General features: G+C 32.8%; 26 protein-coding genes. 21 read left to right on the top strand and 5 right to left on the bottom strand.

Going from position 1 to position 24,829, the window contains the following annotated elements; translation table 11 throughout:
• The first annotated feature begins 3 nt into the window (after window positions 1–3).
• The 6 genes from HM992_RS02410 (at window position 4) to HM992_RS02385 (ending at window position 5,502) form a co-directional block, all read left to right on the top strand.
• Entirely contained in the window at window positions 4–528 is a 525-nt protein-coding gene (locus HM992_RS02410) for a hypothetical protein (protein WP_179318576.1), read from the top strand.
• A gap of 162 nt (window positions 529–690) precedes the next feature.
• Window positions 691–1,254: a hypothetical protein gene (locus HM992_RS02405; RefSeq protein ID WP_179318574.1), complete on the top strand. Its 564-nt coding sequence runs from the start codon at window positions 691–693 to the stop codon at window positions 1,252–1,254.
• Between the two features lie 195 nt (window positions 1,255–1,449).
• Window positions 1,450–2,145, top strand: a complete 696-nt coding sequence (locus HM992_RS02400; protein ID WP_179318572.1) for a carboxypeptidase-like regulatory domain-containing protein — start codon at window positions 1,450–1,452, stop codon at window positions 2,143–2,145.
• Window positions 2,123–2,827, top strand: a complete 705-nt coding sequence (locus tag HM992_RS02395; RefSeq protein WP_179318570.1) for a hypothetical protein — start codon at window positions 2,123–2,125, stop codon at window positions 2,825–2,827. Before HM992_RS02400 ends, HM992_RS02395 begins: the two co-directional genes overlap by 23 nt.
• 123 nt (window positions 2,828–2,950) lie before the next feature.
• Window positions 2,951–4,312: a DUF1800 domain-containing protein gene (locus tag HM992_RS02390; RefSeq protein ID WP_179318568.1), complete on the top strand. Its 1,362-nt coding sequence runs from the start codon at window positions 2,951–2,953 to the stop codon at window positions 4,310–4,312.
• A gap of 2 nt (window positions 4,313–4,314) precedes the next feature.
• The gene (locus HM992_RS02385) at window positions 4,315–5,502 is read left to right on the top strand and encodes a DUF1501 domain-containing protein (protein WP_179318566.1); all 1,188 of its coding nucleotides are present in this window, start codon (window positions 4,315–4,317) and stop codon (window positions 5,500–5,502) included.
• 215 nt (window positions 5,503–5,717) lie between these two features.
• Here the strand turns inward: HM992_RS02385 and HM992_RS02380 are convergent, their stop codons facing one another.
• The 4 genes from HM992_RS02380 to HM992_RS02365 all read right to left on the bottom strand — a co-directional run bounded on the left by HM992_RS02380 (window position 5,718) and on the right by HM992_RS02365 (window position 9,045).
• Window positions 5,718–6,851, bottom strand: a complete 1,134-nt coding sequence (locus HM992_RS02380) for an ATP-binding protein (protein WP_179318564.1) — start codon at window positions 6,849–6,851, stop codon at window positions 5,718–5,720.
• Window positions 6,852–6,891: 40 nt separating this feature from the next.
• Window positions 6,892–7,281, bottom strand: coding sequence for a four helix bundle protein (locus HM992_RS02375; RefSeq protein WP_179318562.1), 390 nt, complete (start codon window positions 7,279–7,281; stop codon window positions 6,892–6,894).
• 58 nt (window positions 7,282–7,339) lie between these two features.
• Window positions 7,340–8,092, bottom strand: a complete 753-nt coding sequence (locus HM992_RS02370; protein WP_179318560.1) for an SDR family NAD(P)-dependent oxidoreductase — start codon at window positions 8,090–8,092, stop codon at window positions 7,340–7,342.
• Window positions 8,093–8,181: 89 nt separating this feature from the next.
• Window positions 8,182–9,045: an aldo/keto reductase gene (locus tag HM992_RS02365; RefSeq protein ID WP_317167538.1), complete on the bottom strand. Its 864-nt coding sequence runs from the start codon at window positions 9,043–9,045 to the stop codon at window positions 8,182–8,184.
• 104 nt (window positions 9,046–9,149) lie between these two features.
• On the opposite strand from HM992_RS02365, the gene HM992_RS02360 reads away from it, so the two are divergent.
• The 13 genes from HM992_RS02360 to HM992_RS02300 all read left to right on the top strand — a co-directional run bounded on the left by HM992_RS02360 (window position 9,150) and on the right by HM992_RS02300 (window position 23,171).
• A complete protein-coding gene (locus HM992_RS02360) occupies window positions 9,150–9,719 on the top strand; it encodes a DUF4382 domain-containing protein (protein WP_178986597.1) in 570 nt (189 codons plus the stop codon).
• Between the two features lie 219 nt (window positions 9,720–9,938).
• Entirely contained in the window at window positions 9,939–10,940 is a 1,002-nt protein-coding gene (locus HM992_RS02355; RefSeq protein ID WP_178986598.1) for an AAA family ATPase, read from the top strand.
• 99 nt (window positions 10,941–11,039) lie between these two features.
• Window positions 11,040–11,903, top strand: a complete 864-nt coding sequence (locus HM992_RS02350) for a DUF58 domain-containing protein (RefSeq protein WP_178986599.1) — start codon at window positions 11,040–11,042, stop codon at window positions 11,901–11,903.
• A 141-nt stretch (window positions 11,904–12,044) separates the two neighbouring features.
• A complete protein-coding gene (locus HM992_RS02345) occupies window positions 12,045–13,676 on the top strand; it encodes a hypothetical protein (protein WP_179318558.1) in 1,632 nt (543 codons plus the stop codon).
• On the top strand, window positions 13,676–14,680 hold the full coding sequence (locus HM992_RS02340; protein ID WP_179318556.1) for a vWA domain-containing protein: 1,005 nt from the start codon (window positions 13,676–13,678) through the stop codon (window positions 14,678–14,680). Before HM992_RS02345 ends, HM992_RS02340 begins: the two co-directional genes overlap by 1 nt.
• Window positions 14,673–15,713: a vWA domain-containing protein gene (locus tag HM992_RS02335; protein ID WP_178986601.1), complete on the top strand. Its 1,041-nt coding sequence runs from the start codon at window positions 14,673–14,675 to the stop codon at window positions 15,711–15,713. Before HM992_RS02340 ends, HM992_RS02335 begins: the two co-directional genes overlap by 8 nt.
• 154 nt (window positions 15,714–15,867) lie before the next feature.
• Entirely contained in the window at window positions 15,868–16,722 is an 855-nt protein-coding gene (locus HM992_RS02330) for a tetratricopeptide repeat protein (protein WP_178986602.1), read from the top strand.
• A gap of 46 nt (window positions 16,723–16,768) precedes the next feature.
• Window positions 16,769–18,541, top strand: coding sequence for a BatD family protein (locus HM992_RS02325; protein WP_179318554.1), 1,773 nt, complete (start codon window positions 16,769–16,771; stop codon window positions 18,539–18,541).
• 1 nt (window position 18,542) lies between these two features.
• Window positions 18,543–19,301 carry a tetratricopeptide repeat protein gene (locus tag HM992_RS02320; protein WP_179318552.1) on the top strand — a complete coding sequence of 253 codons (759 nt, stop codon included), beginning with the start codon at window positions 18,543–18,545 and terminating at the stop codon, window positions 19,299–19,301.
• A gap of 21 nt (window positions 19,302–19,322) precedes the next feature.
• Window positions 19,323–19,643 (top strand): hypothetical protein, encoded by a 321-nt coding sequence (locus HM992_RS02315; protein WP_229720428.1) that lies wholly within the window; start codon window positions 19,323–19,325, stop codon window positions 19,641–19,643.
• A gap of 88 nt (window positions 19,644–19,731) precedes the next feature.
• Window positions 19,732–21,324 carry a SulP family inorganic anion transporter gene (locus tag HM992_RS02310; RefSeq protein WP_178986605.1) on the top strand — a complete coding sequence of 531 codons (1,593 nt, stop codon included), beginning with the start codon at window positions 19,732–19,734 and terminating at the stop codon, window positions 21,322–21,324.
• Between the two features lie 414 nt (window positions 21,325–21,738).
• A complete protein-coding gene (locus tag HM992_RS02305; RefSeq protein WP_178986606.1) occupies window positions 21,739–22,368 on the top strand; it encodes a carbonic anhydrase family protein in 630 nt (209 codons plus the stop codon).
• Between the two features lie 176 nt (window positions 22,369–22,544).
• Window positions 22,545–23,171: a carbonic anhydrase gene (locus HM992_RS02300; RefSeq protein ID WP_178986607.1), complete on the top strand. Its 627-nt coding sequence runs from the start codon at window positions 22,545–22,547 to the stop codon at window positions 23,169–23,171.
• A 75-nt stretch (window positions 23,172–23,246) separates the two neighbouring features.
• On the opposite strand, the gene HM992_RS02295 is transcribed toward HM992_RS02300, so the two are convergent.
• On the bottom strand, window positions 23,247–23,765 hold the full coding sequence (locus HM992_RS02295) for a CvpA family protein (RefSeq protein ID WP_178986608.1): 519 nt from the start codon (window positions 23,763–23,765) through the stop codon (window positions 23,247–23,249).
• 170 nt (window positions 23,766–23,935) lie between these two features.
• Between HM992_RS02295 and HM992_RS02290 the strand changes: the two genes are divergently transcribed.
• Both HM992_RS02290 and HM992_RS02285 read left to right on the top strand, forming a co-directional pair.
• A complete protein-coding gene (locus tag HM992_RS02290; RefSeq protein WP_178986609.1) occupies window positions 23,936–24,292 on the top strand; it encodes a hypothetical protein in 357 nt (118 codons plus the stop codon).
• Between the two features lie 161 nt (window positions 24,293–24,453).
• Window positions 24,454–24,765, top strand: a complete 312-nt coding sequence (locus HM992_RS02285) for a lipocalin-like domain-containing protein (RefSeq protein ID WP_179321015.1) — start codon at window positions 24,454–24,456, stop codon at window positions 24,763–24,765.
• The last annotated feature ends 64 nt before the right edge of the window (window positions 24,766–24,829 follow it).

Here is a 24,829-nt window from a genome sequence, read left to right as displayed (position 1 = left end):
TTTTTGAAGAATCTACACGTTTTTAAGTTCGTCGTTGTATTACTGTTTTTAAGCAATGGTAATGCGCAAGACAGCATAGATTTTAAAGCAATTGACTCTATTGGCAGCGCGTTTACGAATAGGCTAAAGATTGGTGATATTGAACATTTAAAAGCGTTAAAACCTCTTGAAGGTACATGGACGTATTCTAGATTACTCGATTATAAAAAAGTCATAGGTAAAAAGCCAAATAAGATTATTATTGGCAGTTTTATAGAACCCTCGGTTAATCCAAACTATTGGGCTTTTAATTTATTTGCTTTGAGAAGAATAGATGAAACGCGTTTCGAATATTTTTTTGCTGCCATTATAAGTATAGATATTACAGGCGCTAACTATGTAGTTGATGCTACCTATTTATTTAGTGAGGACGACGCTTTAAAAAGTTGGTGGAAGCATATTTTTGGGTTTTATGAGAGTAACCATAGAGATAATATTCCAAAAGAATTTGTCTATCCAGTTTGTCCGCCACCTCCTTTTAATGAATAAAAATAAAAGCTATATCGAAAGATGTGGCTTTTTTTGTCTCAAAAGAGTTCGTTAATATTTGTTTTGCGTTTTGTTATTTTCTGAAAATTAATATTTTAACATCCTTTTTAAGGGTGTTCAATTATTTTTTAATAAATTTTAAACTTTAGTTTAATATTAATTATGACGAAAAAAATAGCATTACTATTATTTCTAGGTCTATCCATGTCATGCGCTCAGGATGATGAGGGCAAACTTGAAAATCAAGCCTATTTAGATCAATTGTTGGGGCGATATGAGCTTAGAGCAGCCTATCTTGAAAACCCTATTGATTTAAATGGTGATGGTGTAGCAGGTACTGATCTTTTTCAAGAAATTGAATATTGCAATATGTCCAAACATTTGGAGTCTTATGATTGCACTATAATTAAAAGAAACATTCAGGAAATAGCTTTTGATATTCCTTATTCCAATAATTTTAATAATTATCAAGAATATTCTAATTGCTTAAGGGATAAAGGTGTTTTTAGAGAATTGAGTATTGACTCACACAATGAAAGTGTTCTACTAGCGCCAAATGAATATGAAGAAGACTTTATGTTAACGTACCAAGCCACACTCATAGATTTTACATGGGCGGATAGAGTGGTTTATTTAACTTTAGAAAAAGAGTTTTATACGCCAAATGGAGAATGGGCAACTGTTATTTTACACATGGAATATGAATGGGTTAGTAGCGCAACATAAAAACAAATTTCAAGTTTGTTTTTAATAATGGTATTATTATTAATACAAGGGATTAAGTTTGATCTTTAAGCTAAGGTTAAATTTTTAAATATTTTAAAGCCATATCGAAAGATATGGCTTTGTATTTTTTAACATTGTAGTACGCAACCTTTTCTTACAAATAGCATCTATTATAAAACCGATCTATTTCAACATATGAAACTATTATTTAAATTCTTCTTAATACCGTGTTTTTTAATGACGGTCTTAAGTTGTGAAGTTCAACTAGAAGACAATACCAGGATTTTAGTTGAGGGCATTGTTAAAGACCAAGATAATGTCCCTATTTCTGAGGCTAAAATTAGTGTGCTTACCAAACGCGGTAATTATAGTAGTGGTGAAAATCAATATATTTTAGGCGAAGGTTATAGTAATGCCAATGGTCATTTTTCTGTTATTTCATTATATGATGGGGATGAAGATTTTGCTATTGAAATAGATGGAGGTGATACGTATAGTACCTATGTCTATAAAACGAATACTTTAGAATATACACCTTTAGATTTAACGTTTAATCTAGAAACAGTAAACTTAAAAAAAACAGCAACCTTTAACTACGATATAGTTAGAACAAGTGGTACATCTAATACGCTTAGCTATAGTTTTAAATATTTAGATGGATTTTGTTTAGAATATTATGATGGTTCAACACTCAATGAATATCAAAGCTCGTGTTATCAAGAGCATGTATTAGGCCAATTTCTCAATGACAACAATCCTGATACTGACTGGTTATTTAGTCTTCCATTAGGTGAAGTTGTAACGTTCACTTATTCTATAAATGACGAACCAGAACAAACAGAGTTTATAACCATTAATCAAGACCACTATGACTTTACGTTCAATTACTAACGCTATTTGTTTTACCTGCATCTGCTTATATAGTTCTATTGGTTTTACTCAAGAGTTGGCTATTGAAAATGAGTTTGAAACGACTATAGGAAGCGACTTTTTTGATTCAGAACAGCGTCAACGATTTTTTGCGATGACGATAGGAGGTCATAAGCCTTTTACTAGCGGTGATAATTTTATGGGTAAAGGTCTAGAGGGGAAATCTGGAATCGATTTTAAATTTCAGATGTATGTGTATAAACATTTTTTTATAGGACTAGCAACGGGCGCGAGCTATTTTGATGTCAAAAATCAAGACGTTTTAGGAAGCTATAGAAAATCGAGAATTGCTGAAAACTATGCCTACTTTGGCTATGAGTTTTTACCGACTGATAAATTAAGGTTAGGTCTTAATATGTCTATTGATGGGGATTTAGATTATAAAAACACAGGGTTTAGCACGGCTGATATTGCTGAACAACATGATTCAGCCAAGTTAAATCGTTATGGAGTATACCTTCATTATGAGTTGGCGAGTCATTTTATGATTTATGTCGATTATGCTTATAATGTCAGTAAGACAAACATTGACGTGCCATCTCAGTTAGATGATTTTTTTGGTAAAGGAAAGTATCATTCCATAGGATTTGGTCTCGTTTTTACAATCGGAAATCGCGATTTAATATCAAGATTTATAAATTGATTTTTTAGATTTATTGCTGATTCAAAAATATTTAATTTTTAAAACCGTTTATAATATAGACGGTTTTTCTTATTTTAAGAACTGTGGGTTAAACCATTAGGGACATATGAAGTCTTATTATATATGACACAGCAACAACTTCAGCATTTGTATTGGCGCGCAGGCTTTGGAATACACCCAAAGTCTAATGTGACCCTATCTAAACATAGGGCATCGGTAGTTGAAGCACTTTTTGAGTCTTCGAAGGCTTTTACTCCACTAAATATGGATCTGTCATATTTAGATGGTATTAAACCAATTGATCTTAAAAACTTCCCGGAATTAGCGAGAGAAATTAATCAAAAAGGAGTAAAGAAAATTTTGGAGTTCAATGTCGCTTGGGTGAAACGATTAGTTAATCCTAGTGAGTTACTTAGAGAACGCATGACGTTGTTTTGGGCGAATCATTTTGTATGCAGAGAGAGAAATCCATTATATGCTGAGCAATACAATAATACGCTTAGGTACTTTGCGCTAGGTGATTTTAGAGATTTTGTAAAAGCTATTTCTAAAGAAGCCGCAATGCTTAGATATCTCAATGGAAAGCAAAATAAAAAAGCTAGACCTAATGAGAATTTTGCACGGGAATTAATGGAGTTGTTTACATTAGGAGAAGGACAGTATTCTGAAAAAGACATAAAAGAATGTGCGAGGGCCTTTACAGGCTATAATCATGATTTTGGAGGGAATTTTGTACATAAAGAAAATCATCATGATAATAACTCTAAGCTATTTTTTAATCATATAGGAAATTATGATGGAGATGATATTATCGATATTATTCTCGAAAACAAACAATGTGCCGCCTATATTTCAGATAAAATCTACCGTTATTTTGTAAATCCAAAACCGAATAAAAAACATATCAACGCGATGACTGAGGTGTTTTTTAAAGATTATAATATCGAAAACTTAATGCGTTTTGTGTTTCTGTCAGATTGGTTTTATGATGAGGTAAATATGGGTTCAAAAATAAAATCGCCAATAGAATATTTAGTAGGCCTTACTAATACAGTTCCTGTTACATTTGAAAAAGAAAAAGATCTTTTTAAAATTCAAAAAATCCTCGGTCAAACCTTATTAGATCCTCCAAATGTCGCTGGTTGGAAAGGTGATAAAGCTTGGATTGATGCCAATACTATTATGATACGTTTAAAATTGCCTTCCGTAATTTTGAATAACGCTGTAATTGCTTCAGGTAAGTATGATGAATTTAAAAAGAAATTCATGACAAAGCACAAGGGTAGATTACCTTTTAAAACCACACCAGATTGGACTACTTTTTTAGAGAATTTTGAAGCGGTTCCTACTGAAGAGCTTCAAGATTATATCATTCAAGGAGCAATTAATAAAGGAACGGCAGATTATTTGCAAACGCTGAGTAAAGTGTCTAAACGAGAGTATTGCGTTCAGTTAATGTCCTTACCAGAATATCAAATGTGTTAGTTATGGATAGACGAAAATTTCTTAAGAATTCAGCCTTAGCAAGCAGCTTGTTTTTTGTGCCTAATTTTGTAAAAGCATTTGAGTCTGTAGCCAAAGAACAATTAGGTTATAAACGTTTGGTAATTGTGCAATTGGCTGGTGGAAATGATGGGTTAAATACCATAATTCCACATAACAATGATTTGTATTACAAAGCAAGGCCAAAATTAGCAATCACTAAAGGTATTCTAAAATTAACTGACGATTTAGGATTTCATCCTAGCTTGGGTCCATTGCGCTCTTTGTATGATAATGGTGAACTATCTATTATCAATAATGTTGGTTATCCAAACCCTGTGCGATCACACTTCAGATCTATGGATATTTGGCAAACCGCAAGTGGCTCAGAAGAATATTTACAAAGTGGTTGGTTAGGACGCTATTTAGATCTGCATGGAAAAAAGCCATACAATGCCATGGAAATGGATGAACAACTCAGTTTAGCTATGAAAGGAGAGCACTTTAATGGGATTGCAACTAACGATTATAAAGTGCTTTACAATTCAGCCAAAGACCCTTATTTTAAGAGTGTAATCAACCATTATAACGATGCGCATTTAAGTGAACATAATTTAGGGTATTTGTACCAAACGATGATTGAAGCAAAGTCTTCTGCCCAGTATATTTTTGAAAATACGAATATAAATTCGTCACAGGAAACCTATCCTCAAAATGGGTTTGCTAAGCAACTTAAAAATGTATCTCAATTTATTAATTCTGGATTAGACACAAAAGTATTTTATACCTCTTTAAGTGGATTTGATACACATGCCAATCAAAATAATAAACAAACGCGTTTGTTATCACAGTATGCAGAAAGTATTTCGGCCTTTGTTAAGGATTTGAAACGAAACAACACTTTTGAAAATACGTTAATCTTAACCTTTTCCGAATTTGGAAGACGCGTTAAACAAAATGCCGCTAATGGAACGGATCATGGTTCGGCTAATAATGTGTTTGTCATTGGTAAAGACCTAAAGAAAGCAGGGTTTTATAATGACTTAGCGAGTTTAAGCGATTTGGATGCCAATGGTGATTTAAAATTTAATATAGATTTTAGATCAGTTTATTCTACAATTCTCTCACGCTGGATGGATGTTTCTGCCGAAGGGATTATTCCTAGTGAGCAAAAATTACTGGATTTCATTTAAAAGCATAAAAAAACCTTGTTTCAATTTAGAGCTTTTGGCTTTAGAGAAACAAGGTTTGGTAATTGATTAATAGCACTACAAATATGGATAATATTTTCTATGGCTAGCAAAATTTATGATGAATGGTCGAAAAAAATGTATAATCAGTATTGTTTTGGTGTATCTTCCGATAAAATACCAAAAAACGGGATGAAAAATCTATTATTTCCGACTAACTAACTATATCTTACTTTTCTTAAAATACGCATGGTTTCTTTGTAAGAATAGTAGAGCTCTAAATTGTAGTCCTTTATATATGGTTTAATGATGTCTAATTTTATTAAGGCATCTTCAAATCCGTTGAGATAACATATTAAATAACTAGCTGCTAAATTTTTTAAATCATCAATTTCATTTTTTGATAAGCCTCGCTTTTTTTCGAGTTTTTCTAAAACTGCATTATTAGCATTATAAATATGATGCAACACTTTTTTATCAAACTGTGGTGGTTCAAAAATAAGGTTGACTTCAATAGAGTAGTTCCCATTATTTTCAAAGTGAATAATGGTTTCTTCAAGTTGGTAATATTTATAAGATTGATGCAAACCAAGCCTAACATATTCGATTATTTTAAAAGTATCTTCAGTATAAGAAATGGAAACTTCATCTAAGGCCGAATAAAACAAACGAACTTGTTCATTAATTAATTCGATATCTACCCTAGAAAAGAAGAGCTCATTTTTTACATGTTTTTTGGCACCAGACCAACAGAGTACAAAGTATTCCTTAAAGACTTTATACTGTGGGCTAAAATCCTGACGCTTATTCATAAAATCGAAAACACCATCGAGCGTTAATTCAATGCTATTTTGTGCGTGGTTTTCTATGGCTGCCACAATTTTAGAATTCACATCTTTAATTTCAATATCAAAAACCTTGGGCATGCTTATGCTACCATCTCTAAAAAAGACGGAGCCACCATAATATTTCCAAATATTTTTTTTAAGTGATGTAATGTCGTCAATGGGTCTAATGGTGACTAAGCCAACTACTTTATCATCTGATAAATGCGGAAACGGAATATTTTCGTATTGTACAATTGGTGGATTGTTGAGATAAGCATTAATAAGATTCTGAATTTTGCTGTCATCAAAAAAATCGACACCAATTATCGTATTATCTTCATCCTCTACACCAATAACAATAAATGAGTTGTTTTTAGGGTTGCTGTTAGAAAGCGCACACACATGCTTTAGGAACTTAGCTTTTCCTTCTTTCTGACTAATATTGATTTTTCGCTTTTTGTCATAAAAACTGTTCTCATCGTTGTGAGCAAGTAGGTGCTTTATGAGTAGTCTTTTGTTAATCAAGGACTATTGTCTATTAATTATTGTTATTATTTATTAGGACTTAATCGAACTTTGGCCCTTTTCGATTAGATTTTTTTAAATAATTTATAAATTTTGAAAGTTGCTCAATAAGGTTTTCGGCTTTCGAATTAAGCTCAGTATATAATTCGACAGTAATATGATTTCTGTTTTTTACACGCAATAATTGTGATTTGGTTTCTGCACAAGAGCCGCGTGAAAAACTCAAAAACATAATAAATTCTTTATTTCCGCCTCTGCCGAATCCTTCAGCGATATTATCCATAATTGAACCAGAAGAACCATTTATTTGTTCTCTCAATTTATAATCTTTTTGTAAAGGTGTATTTATAATGATATCCCAAATAGCATCACAAAATGTTGTAGCATTTTTGTAAACTTCTAAATCTTCAAATGAACGATAATGTGCCATGATGTAGAAATAAAAAATAATTAATAAGAATAAATAATATTCAACAACAGTGAAGAAACTATAAAGATTTCTTTACTGTTGTTGAATTGGCCTGAGCTGTACAAAACATCAACACATCTGCAATATTCACATGAGCAGGTCTAGAGATCGCAAAATAAATGACTTCCGCAATATCTTCTGCCTGTAAAGCTTTATAGCCTTTATAGACATTATCGGCTGCTGCATCGCCTTTAAATCTAACTTCAGAAAATTCCGTTTCTACCAAACCAGGATTAATGGCGCCAACTTTAATTCCGAAAGGATTCAAATCAATTCGCATGCCTTCCGTTATTGCTAAAACAGCATGTTTACTGCCGCAATATACATTTCCATTTGGGTACACTTCTTTTCCGGCCGAAGATCCTATATTAATTATATGTCCAGAGTTGCGTTCTGTCATACCAGGAATAATCGCTTTACTCACATAGAGCAATCCTTTTACATTAATGTCCATCATAGCATCCCAATCGTCTAAATTTCCAGCTTGGATGGGATCTAAACCATGTGCATTTCCTGCGTTGTTGATTAAAATATCAATCTGCTGAAACTCTTTTGGCAATGATGCAATCGCTTCTAAAGTTTGAGTTCTATCACGAACGTCAAAATTCAACGTGTGCACATCTACTTCTTTAGATAAGGCTTTTTGCACACTATCTAAGCGTTCTTGTCTGCGACCACATAAAACTAAATTGATACCATGTTTTGCAAATTCGTGAGCCGTTGCTCTACCAATACCGCTTGTTGCTCCTGTGATTAATGCTATTTTTTTCATAGTTCTGTCATTCCTGCGAAGGCAAGAATCTTTACAATATTATCGTGTCGAGTAAGTCACTGAAAACTGCGTCTTAGATAGTAAAATTGTTAAGGTACCGTACACCCTTGTGTGGCCTCTAATATTAAAAACCAATCTTCCAATTCCAATTTAATATCCGCTGCCTCAACGGCGAGTTTCAAGCGTTCTTTAGTCGTCGTTCCAACTACAGGATGAATATGTGATGGATGTTTCATAATCCAAGCCAATAGCAACTGATCTTCCGTTGCATTGTATTTATCCAGTAACGCACCTAGTTGCTTATGGATACGTCTGGTTTGTTCATTGTCGTTTTTAAATACTGACCCTAGAGGAGACCAGGCCATTGGTTTTATGCCATTAGTCATCATGTAATCTAAGGTGCCATTGTGCATAGCAGAATGTTCAGTTAATGAGAATTCTATTTGATTTACGTCAATATCCATGCGTAAACCAATCATGTCCATTTGCGATGGTGTAAAATTAGAGACACCAAAATCTCTAATCTTTCCATCTTTCTTTAAAATGGTTATCGCTTCAGCAATGTCTTCAGCAACCATTAATGGACTTGGTCTGTGTAGTAACAATAAATCTAAATATTCGGTTTCTAGATGCTTTAGAGAGTCTTCAACAGACCAAATAATATAATCTTTACTGTAATTATAATGTTTAACCTTGTTATTTCGATTACCACATTGCTCTTGAATACCACATTTTGAAATTAACTGAATGTCTTCACGCTTAATGCTAGAGCCTTTAAATGCTTGGCCAAAATCGGCTTCTGTAGTGTAGGCGCCATAAATATCTGCATGATCGAAAGTGGTAATGTGGTTGGTAATACAGAAGTTCATTAAAGCTTCTATCTCTTTTTTTGAGAGCTGTTTACCCCAGCTTCCCCAGGTCATTGTACCTGCAATTAATCGAGAATATTTCACTTTTTTTTCAGTTTATATGGTTTTTTGTGCAATTCATGCATAAAAATACTCAAAACATACCGAATGAAGTATCATTGTTCTGTAATTATTCAATACCCCAAATCATGAAACATTTACAAACTATCAAATTTTTAGTATTTACATTTATCATTTTAGTAAGCGTTACTAGTTGCTCTAAAGATGATACGGATAGCAATGCACAATTAGCAGCAGTTTCTGTTAGTTTAAAAAGTACAACACAAGACCTTAATCAGGTTTACTTAGATATAGCAGATGTGCAAGTACGAGTAAAGCAAGAAAAAAGTACTACAGATGCTTGGGTTAGCTTAAATGCAATTAACACAGGTACTCATAATGTTAGTGCGCTTAATGATGATGCACAATTATTACTTGTAGATTATTCTGAAATTGAATCAGCATACATTTATGAAATTAGAATCGTCTTAGATGACAATAACTTCATTAATATCAATCAAACATTATTCAGTTTGGATGTTGCAGATAAAGGTAATTCGACACCTTCAAACATAGTAAATTCAGAATTTGAAGCAAATCATTTATATGATATAGTAATAGATCTAGACCTTGATGAATCTATAAGTTTTAATACCTCTGATAATATGATGGTATTAAACGCAAAAATATCTACAGAAATAAGAGACATTCAATATTAATTATTCTAATCCATGATTAATAGAACTCGTTTAGGCGAGTTCTGAACTTTAAATGAGCAATACTTCGGTATTGCTTTTTTTTTAACCAATTGTTAACAGCAACTAAGAAAAAATTTTAACACTTTGCATGCTCTAAAAAACACGAAGCCATTTCTTATTAAAAATTATTTTAAAATGAAATTGGTGTAAAACATAGTTTTGTTCTTAAACCCTTAAATAATGGAAGAAACGAGTACAGTTGATATTAAATCAATTAACGAAAAGATAGAAAGAGAAAGTGCATTTGTAGATTTACTAACCTTTGAAATGAACAAGGTTATAGTTGGGCAAAAGCATATGGTAGAGCGATTACTCATCGGTTTATTAGGTCAAGGTCATATTTTATTAGAAGGTGTACCTGGTTTGGCAAAAACATTAGCTATTAACACGCTTTCAAAAGCAATTGATGCTAGTTTTAGTAGAATTCAGTTTACACCAGATTTATTACCTGCTGATGTGGTTGGTACATTGATTTTTAATATGAAGGAGAATGACTTCACTATTAAAAAAGGACCAATCTTCGCCAATTTTGTTTTAGCAGATGAGATAAACAGAGCACCAGCAAAAGTGCAATCTGCTTTACTTGAAGCAATGCAAGAAAAACAAGTCACTATTGGTGATGAAACGTTTATTCTAGACAAGCCATTCTTAGTAATGGCAACGATGAACCCAGTTGAGCAAGAAGGAACTTATCCTTTGCCAGAAGCACAAGTGGATCGTTTTATGTTGAAAACAGTTATAGATTATCCAACCATAGATGACGAACAGCAAATTGTAAGAGCCAACTTAAGAGGGACTTATGAAAAAGTAAATCCTGTGGTGTCTATTGCTCAGATTCTAAGCGCACAAAATGCCGTTAGAGAGGTTTATATGGATGAGAAAATTGAAAAATATATCCTAGATATTATTTTTGCAACACGTTATCCTGAAAAATATAAACTAGGAGATTTAAAACCTTTAATTTCTTTTGGAGCCTCACCTCGTGGAAGTATAAACTTAGCAACCGCTGCTAAATGTTATGCGTTTATTAAACGAAGAGGTTATGTGATTCCAGAAGATGTACGTGCTATTGTTCATGACGTTTTACGCCACAGAATTGGAATAACTTATGAAGCTGAGGCAGAAAACATCACTTCGGAGGATATTATCAATAAGATTGTAAACGAAATCGAAGTACCATAAATGGTGGTCAATAAATCAGTATTCAGTTGGCAGTGGCTAACTCTAATTCTGATTTATACGTAACTGCTAACTGAAGACTGCTCACTGCAAACTGAAAAAATGGATACTAAAGAACTTCTAAAAAAAGTACGAAAAATTGAGATTAAGACACGTCGTTTGTCTGATCATATATTTGGAGGAGAATATCACTCAACCTTTAAAGGTCGTGGTATGACGTTTTCTGAAGTACGCCAATACCAATTTGGTGATGATGTTAGAAATATAGATTGGAATGTTACGGCAAGAACCAACCAGCCGCACATTAAAGTTTTTGAAGAAGAACGTGAGCTTACCATGATGCTTATGGCAGATGTTTCGGGAAGTGAGTTGTTTGGAACAAAAAATCAGTTTAAAGATGAAATAGTTACTGAAATCGCAGCAACATTAGCGTTTTCAGCAACTCAAAACAATGATAAAATTGGGCTAATTTTATTCTCGGATCAAATAGAACTTTACATTCCGCCTAAAAAAGGACGTTCTCATGTGTTAAGAATAATTCGCGAATTGTTAGAGCACGAGTCTAAAAGTAAAAACACCAACATAGCAGAAGGGCTTAAGTTTTTATCTAACGTTATGAAGAAAAAGGCAATTGTTTTTGTCTTGTCCGATTTTGTTGGAGATGATTACAAGCAGAATCTTAAAATTGCATCTGGCAGGCACGATATTACCGGAATTAGAGTATACGATAAGCACGAAGAAGAAATTCCAAATATAGGAATGGTGCAAATGGAAGATGTAGAAACAGGTGAAATGATGCTTGTAAATACGGCTTCTAAAAAAGTAAGACAGAATTACAGTAAATTTTATAACGAAAAAGTGAGTTACTTTAAAGACAGTTTTGCGAAATCTGGCGCTGGAGTTATTGATTGCCGTGTTGATGAGAGCTATGTGAAAAAACTCTTAGGCTATTTTAAACACAGATGATAATTACTAGGAAGTGAAAAGTAAAAAGTATAAAGCAAGAAACGTAAAGTGAAAAGTTTAAAATATATAAGTAGCATATTAACTAAAAATAAGGACGCATCAGTCTTCCGTCTTCGGTCTTCCGTCTTCGGTTTGTTTTCGATGATCTTTTTTCTTGGTTCTTTTTTCTCTTCAGCTCAAGTTTCAACGGAAATAGACACGACTAAGATTAGAATTGGTGAGCAAATCAACTATAAAATTAATGTAGAAGCAGATTCATTGGCTTTAGTTGTATTTCCAGAAGGCCAAACTTTTATGCCTTTAGAAAATGTTGAAGCGTTAAAAATAGACACTACAAAACGTGAAGCGAAGTTTCTATTATCAAGAATTTATAAGCTAACACAATTCGATTCTGGTGCTTATACAATTCCGAGACAAAAAATTATAATTGGTGATCAACCCTTTTTTACAGATTCTTTAAAAGTTGAAGTAAACACCATAGAAGTTGATACAACCAAACAGAAACTCTATGATATTAAACCTATTATCGAAGTCGAAGAAAGTGGAAGTGATTGGTGGAAATGGGTTTTAATTGCATTGTTAGTTATTGCGCTAGTTGCATTTTTACTGTATTGGTTTATTTGGAGAACAAAGCCGTTAACTGAGGAAGAAGAAATAGCATTGTTACCACCTTATGATCGTGCAAAATTAGCATTACAGAAACTCGATGAAAGTCAGCTTTTAATGCGTTCTGAAGTCAAGGAATATTATTCGGAACTTACCTTTATCATTAGAAAATATTTAGATGAAAAGGTGTATGATCGTGCATTAGAAAGTACAACATCAGAACTTGTTGCTCGATTAAAGTTGTTGAAAGAAGGGAATCAAGTTCCCCTTTCAAAAGAAACCATCTTACATATCGAATCCATATTGCAACGTGCCGATTTAGTTAAGTTTGCTAAGTCTGCACCAGATACTGCACTTGCAGAAATGGATAAATCTACTATAGACAAAGCTATTGATAACGTTAAAGTAAGCTTGCCAGAACCTTCCGAAGAAGAAAAATTATTAGATCAAAAATATAAAGAAGCACAAGAGCGCAAAAAGAAGCGTGTAAAAATTTGGATTACCATTGGTATTTCGTTATTTCTAATCATTGCAACTTTTGTAGGCTTTGGTGTAAAATATGGCTTTGGTTATGTAAAAGATACTATTATTGGACATGAAAGTAAAGAATTGTTAGAAGGCGATTGGGTTAAAAGTGCTTATGGCTTTCCGCCAGTTTGGATTGAGACCCCTAGAGTTTTAAAACGTGTAGAATCTCCAATTCCTGAAGAGGCTAAGGAGCAACTCAACATGACGACTTTTGCATATGGCACCATGTTAGATGTCTTTAGTGTCGTTATAAATACAACAACGCTTAAAGTGCCAAAACAAGCACCACAAGCTGAAAGTACAGATAAACCAACATTCGATTTGTTAAAGGTGTCTGAAGAATCCATTAAAGGTTTTGAAGCAAAAGGAGCTACAGATATTACGGTTAAAACGGATAAGTTTATTACGCCTAATAATGCCGAAGGCCTAAAAACATTTGGTACCTTAAACCTTAAAGCACCTGGAACAGATGATGTAATAAATGCAGAGTATCTGTTATTATGTTTTTCTAATGAAAATGTATTGCAACAAATTGTAATAACATGGTCTAAAGACGATGATTATGCAGATGAAATGATTGAACGGATTACAAACTCTATAGAGCTTAAATCTGAAGATACTGAAGAAGAGAAAGAATAATGTTAGAGAATATACAATTTTTAAATAAAGAATTTTTCTGGTTGCTGTTGCTTTTACCAATAGCTATAGTTTGGTATGTTCTTAAACATAGTAAACAAACCGCAGAGTTAAAAATGTCAAGCATTAAAGGATTCAAAGGGGCGTCTTCTTTTTGGATCAATTTTAGACATCTACTTTTTGTCTTACGCTTAATTGCTTTAGCGCTCTTAATTGTAGCCATAGCAAGACCAAGAACAGTTGATGTATCTACAAAAACCAAAACTACTAGCGGAATAGACATTGTAATGGCAATTGATGTTTCGGCAAGTATGTTAGCAAAAGATTTACGTCCTAATCGATTAGATGCTTTAAAAGAAGTGGCTGCCGATTTTATTGATGGTCGTCCTAATGACCGAATTGGTTTAGTAGAATATGCTGGTGAAGCTTATACGAAGACACCAATTACAAGTGATAAATCAATTGTGAAAAGGTCTCTAAGAGATATTAATTACAATTCCATCATTGAAGGAGGAACGGCAATTGGTATGGGTTTAGCAACGTCTGTCAACCGCTTAAAAGATAGTAGAGCTAAAAGTAAAGTTATTATTTTACTTACGGATGGTGTCAATAACTCAGGGTTTATAGATCCGAAAATTGCGAGTGAATTGGCTGTAGAGTATGGTATTAAGGTTTATGCTATTGGTTTAGGTACAAACGGAATGGCATTATCTCCAATTGGCTTTAATTCTAATGGAACCTTCAGATATGGTCGTATGCAAGTAGAAATTGATGAGGCCTTATTAAAAGAAATTGCGTTAGAAACTGGTGGAAAGTATTTTAGAGCCACAAATAATGATAAGTTAGCCGAAATTTATGACGAAATCAACAAGCTCGAAAAAACGGAAGTTGAAGAAACAAAATATTACAATTACGACGAAAAATATAGACCATTAGTACTATTGGCAGGATTGTTATTATTAATAGAATTAATATTGAAATACACAAAATTTAGAAGCTTTGTTTAGATTAGATGAAAACATATGGTTTTGGACGTTATTGGTAATTCCAGTAATCATTTTACTGTTTATAGCGCTTCAGATTTGGAGGCGTTCTGTACAGAAAAAATTTGCAGATTCTGCCTTGTTAAAGCGTTTGAGCCCTAATCAATCGTTATTTAAAAGTGTTTTAAAAGTTTTTGTGCTTTGCTGTGCTTTTGCTTGTTTGTCATTGGCATTAGTAAACCCCAAGATTGGAACCAAGTTAGAAACGATTCGGAGTGAAGGAGTAGATGTGGTTTTTGCAGTAGATGTGTCAAAAAGTATGTTGGCTGAAGATATTGCGCCTAATCGTTTAGATAAATCAAAACAGTTAGTGACGCAAATTGTAAACAGTTTAGTGAGTGATCGTGTTGGGATTATCGCTTATGCAGGTAAAGCATTTCCGCAATTACCAATTACAACAGACCATGCGTCGGCAAAAATGTTTTTACAAAATATGAATACTGATATGATGTCTTCTCAAGGAACAGCCATCAGTGAAGCGATTCAACTTTCAAAAACATATTTTGATAACGAAAACCAAGCCAATCGTGTTTTAATCATTATTTCAGATGGAGAAGATCATGATGGAGAAGCTATAAGTATTGCTGAAGAAGCAGCAGAGCAAGGAATAAGAATTTTAACTATAGGTGTTGGTGATATTAAAGGAGGTCCAATTCCTATTAAACGTAATGGTGTTGTTTTAAATTATAAAAAAGACAACCAAGGGGAAACGGTAATTACACGATTAGATGAATCTACTTTAAAGGAAATTGCCGCAGAAGCTAATGGAATTTACATTAATGGAAGCAATACGGCAGAGGTTGTTAATACAATAAAAGAGGAATTAGATAAAATGGACAAACAAGAATTTGAGTCGAAGCAAATTGCAGATTTTAAAGATCAATTTCAGTGGTTTTTGGCTTTCGGAATTCTATTACTCTTTATTGATATCTTCTTTTTAGAACGAAAAACAGCTTGGTTAACGAAGTTGAATTTATTTAATGAAACATATATCTAAAAGAATAAATTGAAAGGTTATGTATTGAATATGTTCAATGAGACTTTTTTGAAAAAATAGAAGCGAACGAATTAGAATTTTTAAATTTTTTTTAACGCTAAGTCTGTTAGGGCTTTAGTAATTTAGAGGTCGTTTTCATAATTAAGAGATACATATGAAATTTTATATACTACTTATTACAGTTTTAGTTGGAAGTTTTGGGTTTTCCCAAGATCTCAATAAAGAACAACTAAAAGCCGATAGAAACGCCACTAATTTGGTTTATAAAGCCAATGAATTGGTCAGTGAAGATAACTATGTAGAAGCCGAAATGGAATATAGAAAAGCCATTTCAGAGGCGCCAAACAAAGCGACAGGAGCTTATAATTTAGCACATTCGTATTATAAAAAAGGGAGCTTTGACGAAGCCTTATTTAGAAGTCAAGAAGCCGCAATTAATGCCACCACTAAAGATGAAAAACACAGAGCATTTCATAATATTGGTAATATCTTAATGCAAAATGAGCAATGCAAAGAAGCGGTAGAAGCTTATAAAAATGCTTTAAGAAACAATCCATTTGATGAAGAATCGCGCTATAATTTTGCTTTAGCAAAAGAATGTGCTGATCAACAAAAGGATGATGGTGGAGGTGAAGATGATAAAAAGGACGAAAACAAAGACCAAGAACAAGACAAAGAAGACGAGCAAAAAAAAGAGGACGAAAACAAAGACAATAAAGATCAAAAGGACGACCAAGATAAGAAGGACGAAGGAGACCAGGATAAAAAAGACGGAGATAAGGATAAGGATGAAGACGGAAAACCAAAGGACGATAAAAAGGATGATGGTAAAGGAAAGGAAGACAACAAGGATAATAACCAACAACCTAAACCGCAGCCTGGACAAATGTCTCCTCAGCAGATAAAGAATATTTTAGAAGCGATGCAAAATCAAGAACAAAAGGTCCAAGAAAAAATGAATGCCGAAAAACAAAAAGGAGCAAAGGTTAAGACGGATAAGGATTGGTAATGATTGGTTAAAAGTATTCAGTCGTAGTTAGTATGCTAAATTATAAATGAAATTAATAAGAAACATATCCATAGTATTCCTAATACTTGCCACAAGTATTGCTTCAGCGCAGGTTAAATTTGAAGCAAAAGTCAGTAAGAATAAACTAGGAATTAATGAACGTCTACGTATCGATTTTGAAATGAATCAGGATGGAGACAATTTTGTGCCTCCAAGTTTTACTAATTTTAATGTTGTTGGTGGACCAAATACGTCTGTTAGTAATAGATATTCAAATGGAAAACGTACATTCTCTAAAACATATAGCTATTTTTTAGCACCAAAAAAACAAGGTAATTTCACAATTAAACAAGCTACTATAGAAATTGATGGCGAAATTTATAAAACATTTCCTGTTACTGTTACTGTGACTAAAGCCGTAAGTGCGCCGAACGGAAATGCAGCGGCTTCAGATGTTGCCACAGAAAAAATTCATTTAGTCGCTGAGGTTTCAAATACAAACCCTTATTTAAATGAAGCTATAACAGTGGTTTACAAATTGTACGTCTCCAAAGAAATCGGAGTGAGTAGCAACTGGAGAGAAAAGGAAATTCCTCGCTTTAATGATTTTTGGAGTCAGAATATTGAAATAAAAGGACTTCCTGTTCAAGAAGGTAAATTTAAAGGTGAAAATTACCGTTACGTTGTGCTTAGAAAAACAGTGCTCTATCCCCAAAAAACTGGAGCTCTGAAAATAGAGCCGTTAGTTATGGATATTACAGCAGAAGTACCATCAGATAAAGTAGATATTTTTGGAAGACACTTAATGACCAACATTCCAAAAGAAGTAACGGCAGGTAGTAGAATAATTAATGTCAAACCACTTCCAGAAGAAGGTAAGCCATCCGATTTTAAAGGTGCTGTGGGTAATTTTAATTTCAAAGTTTCTACATCTAAAACACAGTTGAATGCTACAGAATCACTCCAGGCAAAAATCGAAGTTTCAGGAAAAGGAAATTTAAAACTGTTTGAATTACCAAAGCTAAGCGTACCAAGTTCATTAGAGGTATACGAACCAGAGCATCAAGAGAATATTCGTACAAATATTAATGGAATGCAAGGTGATATTTCGGACACTTACACTATTGTACCTCAATATAAAGGAAAATATCCTGTGCCAACGATTTCATTTTCATATTTTGATTTAGATACAGAAAGTTACAAACGCATTACGTCATCAGACATTGTTATTGATGTTTTAGAAGGACCTACAGCAGCTAGTGATAATGCTGAAAGTCCAACAACTGATACCAAACAATCGGTTAATCCCAATACCAACACATTTGCTTTTATAAAAACAAATTCAAATTGGTTGCCTTTAAAATCAGAGCCCTTTTTTAAGTCTACTGGGTTTTGGTCATTGTTATTGTTACCGTTTTTAGCCATTCCTTTAGCTATTGTAGTAAGACGTAAAAAGGATGAACGTGATGCAGATGTGCAAGGCAATCGTATTAGAAAAGCAGACCGTTTAGCTAAAAAATATTTAGGAGAAGCTAAAAAAGCGATGGGACAAAAAGAAGCTTTTTATTTGGCACTAGAAAAGGCACTTCATAATTACTTAAAAGCAAAATTAAATATTGAAACGAGTGATTTTAATAAAGAAAAAATTGAAAGTCTATTACAAGAACGTCAAGTTCAAACTGATGTGGTTTCAAATTTTATTTCAATATTAGAAAATTGTGAGTTGGCACGTTACACTCCAATTACTCAAGTGACGATGCAGAATGATTATGATAAGGCAGCGAAGACAATTTCATTAATAGATAAGCAACTAAGATAAAATGAGAGCTATTACCTTTATACTTTTATGTTGTTTTAACCTTATTGGTTTTGCGCAAAACGATCAGAGTTTTAGTGAAGCCAATACCTTATATAATGATGGTAAATTTGCAGAAGCTATAGATAAATATGAATCTATTTTAGATGCAAAGCAACATTCTGCGGAGTTGTATTTTAACTTAGGAAATGCTAATTATAAACTCAATAATATTGCACCTAGCATTTATTATTTTGAAAAAGCATTACAATTAGCACCTAATGATAAGGACATACAAAATAATTTGGCATTTGCGCAAAATATGACGATTGATGCGATTGAAAAAGTTCCGACCGTTGGTTTTTCAAGAATTTTCAATAATATAGTCAATACTTTTAACACCGATGCTTGGGCAAAAATTGCAGTAGGTGGTGTGCTTTTATTTGTTATTATATTTTTAGCTTATCACTTTTCTTATACCAGTTCAAAAAAACGAATTGCATTTGTAACGAGTATTATAAGCTTATTTGTGGCTTGTATATCGGTTTTTATGGCATTTAAAAAGGACGACTTAAATAAAAAAGATAATCCGGCAATTGTTTTTGCGCAAGAAAGTAGAGTAAAAACAGACCCAAACCCAACTAGTGAAGAGGTTTTTAGATTGCACGAAGGGACTAAGGTACAAGTCTTAGAGACCTATGAAGATTGGAACAAAATTCAACTGTCTGATAACTCTATTGGTTGGATTCCTAAAAAAGACGTCAAATTATTGAAGATTTTTTAGAACGAATTTAACAGTTTGTTAATGTCCTACATATTATATTTGTCGCTTATGCAGAAAAGCTCCAAATACAGAATAGCTGTTTTTTTAACCATAGTATTTATTGGGCTTATTTCTGCACCCACAATTATCATGTCTATTGATGACTCTATTGATGTCGCATGTTTTTTCAGTATTACTGAAGAAGAAGAGAACGCACATGCTAAGCTTCTGTTTGATAAAGATCATCAAGATTCAGAATTTATAATTGAAGAACAGGAAATTACTCATCTTGAAGGGTATAGATTTAAAAACTATCCTAAACCACATCTTAATTTAATATCTCCACCTCCCGATTTTATTTAATTTTTTTTCGTTCGACATTTATTGTCCCTAAGAATCATTAAAAATTAACTATTGAACTCTATTCAATAGTATAAAATCATTATATAAAATGTTTAAAACATTAAAAAACGACTTGCCTGCAAGTGTCGTTGTATTTTTCGTGGCATTACCATTGTGTTTAGGTATTGCTTTAGCCAGTGGAGCTCCATTGTTTTCTGGTGTAATTGCTGGTATCATTGGAGGAATTGTAGTTGGATCCTTAAGTGGTTCTAAATTGGGTGTTAGTGGGCCTGCGGCAGGTTTAGCAGCCATCGTTTTAACCGCTATTACAACGTTAGGAAGTTATGAGAATTTTCTTGTTGCTGTAGTTTTAGGAGGAATTATTCAAATAATTTTCGGAGTTTTAAAAGCTGGAGTTATTGGATATTATTTTCCTTCATCTGTAATCAAAGGCATGTTAACCGGTATTGGTATTATCATTATTTTAAAACAAATCCCAAACTTTTTTGGTTATGATGAAGAATCGGCTTGGGATTTAGAGTTTTTTGAAATTGACGGTGGTAATACATTTTCTGAATTAATCAATCTTTTGAGTAATATTCATCCAGGTGCTTTGTTAATTGGAGTTATCAGCCTAGTGTTAATAATGGTATGGGACAATGTGTTAAGTAAGAAAGCTAAATTATTTGAAGTTATTCCTGGGCCTTTCTTAGCGGTTGTAGGTGGTATTATTTTCTTTACTGTTACGCAAGGTAATGAGTTGTTATCCATAGGGCCAAAACATATGGTTAGTGTGCCAGTGCCAGAAGATCTTTCTTCTTTTGTAGGGCAATTTAGTTTTCCAAATTTTGAAGTTGTATTTAACCATGAAGTGTGGATAGTTGCTTTTACTATTGCCTTAGTTGCAAGTATAGAAACATTATTATCTGTTGAAGCTTCTGATAAAATCGATCCAGATAAAAATGTAACCCCTACAAACAGAGAATTATTAGCACAAGGTGCTGGAAATATAATTTCTGGTTTAATAGGTGGTTTACCAATTACTCAAGTAATTGTAAGAAGTTCAGCTAATGTACAATCGGGTGGAAAAAGTAAATTATCAACTATTATACATGGTTTCTTGCTTTTAATATCAGTAATTTTAATACCCACTTTACTTAACATGATTCCGTTAGCCGTGCTAGCAGCCGTATTATTATTAGTTGGTTATAAATTAGCTAAACCTTCACTATTCAAGAAAATGTATAATTTAGGGTGGAAACAATGGTTACCATTTATTGTAACAGTGGTTGGTATAGTTTTTACAGATTTACTTTCTGGTATTGGTTTAGGCATGCTAGTAGGAATTGTAGTTATTTTATTAAAGAGTTACCAAAACTCACATTTCCTTCATATAGAAGATAATAGTAACGGAAAACACAAAATTAAAATGGAGCTTGCTGAGGAAGTTACTTTCTTTAATAAAGGTGCTATTTTAAAGCAATTAGACAGTTTGCCAAGAGATACTTATTTAGAATTTGATGTTAGGAAAACACGCTATCTAGATTATGATATTATAGAAATTCTCGAAGATTTTGCTTTTAAAGCAAAAGAGCGAAATATAGATATCAAATTAGTTTCCAAACGTGGAGTTGTTGAAAACCCTGAGAGTTTTATTGAGTTTTTTCAGCTTAGACCAAAGTCTGATATTAGTTTGAGTTAAAATTTCAAATAAATGTATTGGAAAAGAATATTAATACTTTCAAATTAAAAAAAAACTTAAGGGAGTTTTGGAAGTGCCACAAACTATATTCTTAAAACTCATAAAGTCTTAATGGTGCCCAAATACATCATTAAGGTCTTTAAAATTATCATCAACTAATCATAAGTATTAAAATTTTACTAAAATTAAATTGAAAATAGTGGTGAACATCGGTAAGACAAATTTGAATTCAATTACTGCGTGCTTCTCATTCTTATAAACAATCATATTTTAATTAATAAGCATACGCGGGTATAAAAATTATACCTATAAGAGAAGTGAAAGTTAGTGACGCGAAATGCTAATGACGTTTAATAGTATGTAATTAATGCTATAATCTAATTGCAACACATTTTTAAATAGAAAAAGAAATATATGAAAGCACATACAAGAGAAACCCAAGCTACAATGACACCAGAAAAGTCATTACAATATTTAAAGGAAGGTAATGTAAGGTTTCAAAATAATTTAAAGGCAAATAGAAATTTATTAGAACAGGTAAATGATACTAGTGAAGGACAGTTTCCTTTTGCGACAATATTAAGTTGTATAGACTCAAGAGTATCAGCTGAATTGGTTTTTGACCAAGGGTTAGGAGATGTTTTTAGTGTTCGTATAGCCGGTAACTTTGTAAACGAAGATATTTTAGGTAGTATGGAGTTTGCTTCTAAATTGGCAGGAACAAAATTAATAGTGGTTTTAGGACATACTAGTTGTGGCGCTATTAAAGGAGCTTGCGATAATGCTAAATTAGGGAACCTTACCAAGCTAATTGAGAAAATTAAACCTGCTGTAGAAGCGGTTAAAGAGCCTAAAGAGGCTGATTTGAGAACCTCTAAAAACTTAGAGTTTGTAGATAGTGTATCTCATATGAATGTAGATTTAACTATCGATAGAATACATGCGGAAAGCCCAGTACTTTCTGAAATGGAAAAAAGTGGTGAGATTAAAATTATCGGAGCTATGTACGATGTTAATTCGGGAGCCGTTACTTTTTATGAATAAATAAATTCAAAATCATGCTATTTGAAGAGCAGCATTGACAATATTGTTAGTGCTGTTTTTATGTTTAGAGATGATATATTTATTTTTAAATTAAAGATAGAAGTAATCTAGTAAGACTGTATTTTCACTAAATTTGATAGAAATGTAGTTTTATGTTAATGATCTAATACAATTTTATGATATTAAAAAACGTATTTGAAAACAACGAACAATGGATTAAGGATAAACTTGCTGTTGATTCAAATTATTTTGAAGATTTAGGAAAAGGCCAAAATCCAGAATTATTATTTATTGGCTGTTCTGATAGTCGTGTTACAGCAGAAGAATTAATGGGATTAGGTCCTGGGGATGTTTTTGTTCACCGTAATATTGCTAACATGGTGGTGGGTACAGATGCCAATGGTATGTCAGTAGTAAATTATGCTGTTACACATTTAAAGGTAAATCATGTAGTTGTTTGTGGACACTATGCCTGTGGAGGTGTAAAAGCAGCCATGCAATCAGCAGATTTAGGAGTATTAAACGGTTGGTTACGTAATATTAGAGATGTTTATAGAATGCATCATGATGAGCTAAATGCCATTGAATGTGAAGATAAAAAGTATGATCGTTTAGTAGAACTTAATGTACAAGAACAATGTGTGAACTTAATTAAAACAGCAGCCGTACAAAAAGCGTATAGAGATAGAGGTTTAAAAGTCCACGGTTGGGTATTTGATGTACACACAGGGAAACTAATAGATTTAAAAATAGACTTCGAAAAATACCTTAAGGATATCATGGAAATTTATCATTTAGATTAAGAGTATTCGACCTACAAGGTTTTATGTTGGCTGAGCGAAGTCGAAGTCAAAACCTTGTAGGTCTTTATTATAAAATTATGATTCTTCTTTCTCTCTAACGATAGGTTCTTCTCCACTTTTAATTATACTCGGAAAAATTATAGCAGCTAAAGATTTTACAGGTTTATAAAGCATACTTTTTTCCAAATCTTCTTCTTCCATAAAAGGTAATGTATTATTCATTTTATGAAAAACACCCAATAATACACTAAGAATCAGTCCTATTTTAAGGGCGCCAAAAATACCACCTGCCAATTTATTAATAAGTCCTAAAGCCGCGAAATCGGCGAGTTTGGTTAATGCTTTTCCTGCCAAGCCAATGACTAAAACAATCACCACAAAAGTGATGGCGAAAGCAACAATATTAATTGTTTTTTCGTTCCAATCTACTTTTGATTCTAGAAAACCTGCAGCAAAGCCACTAAAGTGAATGGCTCCCCAAACACCTAACACTAAAGCCAATAAAGAGGCGACTTCTACAAAGAGTCCTTTAAATAAGCCACGTATAAATCCAAACAATAAAAGGGCAGCTAAAATGATATCAATAATACTCATACAACTAGTGGTTTAGACAAAAGTACATGATTTTTACCATTTTAATATAATAACACAAATGATGAGGCTTTAGTTTGTTAACTTTGAAAACTTAAAATAAGTTGAAACTTTGAACTCATAATGAGAATTTTTAATAATTAAAGAGATTTCCGTTTTTACGGGAAATGAGCATGGCAAGAGATGAACAATTAAAAGAACGATGGGATTTAGTAGTAGAAAAACTCTCTAACCAATTTGCTGATGGAGATAAATTAGATCTCGATTCTATTATATACCTTATTGGTGTACAGGAGCTTGGTCAGTTACATCGCGAATATAAAAAAGATCACAAACTCGATTTGATGCATATAGCAATTTGTAAGGTTTTAACACCTTATGGTTATTATGAATTCGATTATGTAGATGACGAAGGTTGGCCCCATTATAAAGTATTAGCGCAGTTGCCTCATTTAAAGGCTGGCGAACAAAGTGTGCTGATGAAAGAAGCAATCGTAAATTACTTTGTAGAGGTAAATTATATTGATTAATTTTTATTTTGAGTTTTGTTAAAAAATGTTAATTTCGGCAGCTAACATTAAAACTTGAAAACTTAAGTATGAAAAAATTAATTTTACTTTTAAGTGTTTTTGCACTTGTATTTACGTCTTGTAGTAGCGATGATGACGGAGGAAATTCTTAAGACCCTTTTATTGGAAGTTGGAAATATTCTGAATATCTCGAAGATGGAGTTTCAGTTCCTTTAATGGACTGTGAAGATTTAACTACGGTTATTGTATCTTCAAATGGAACTTTTAGTACAACTAGTTATTGGGATTTTGGAAATGGATGTGAGGTAGATTACCTCGCAACTGGTACATGGGAGAATTTAGGTTCTAGTGTGTATTCTACAACAGAAGATGGAGATACTTTTACACAAGAGATTAGTTTTGATGGTAATGAAATGTATTTTGATTTTATCGACGAAGGGGTTATTTATACAGATGTTTTTGTAAGACTGTAATTCGTTTTTTAAAATAGTTTAAAACGCCTTCAATCTGAAGGCGTTTTTTTTGGATAAAATCGTT

The organism is Winogradskyella helgolandensis (genome assembly GCF_013404085.1).
In the GTDB taxonomy this organism is placed as follows: Bacteria; Bacteroidota; Bacteroidia; order Flavobacteriales; family Flavobacteriaceae; genus Winogradskyella; species Winogradskyella helgolandensis.
This window is presented reverse-complemented; position numbering and strand designations above follow the sequence as displayed.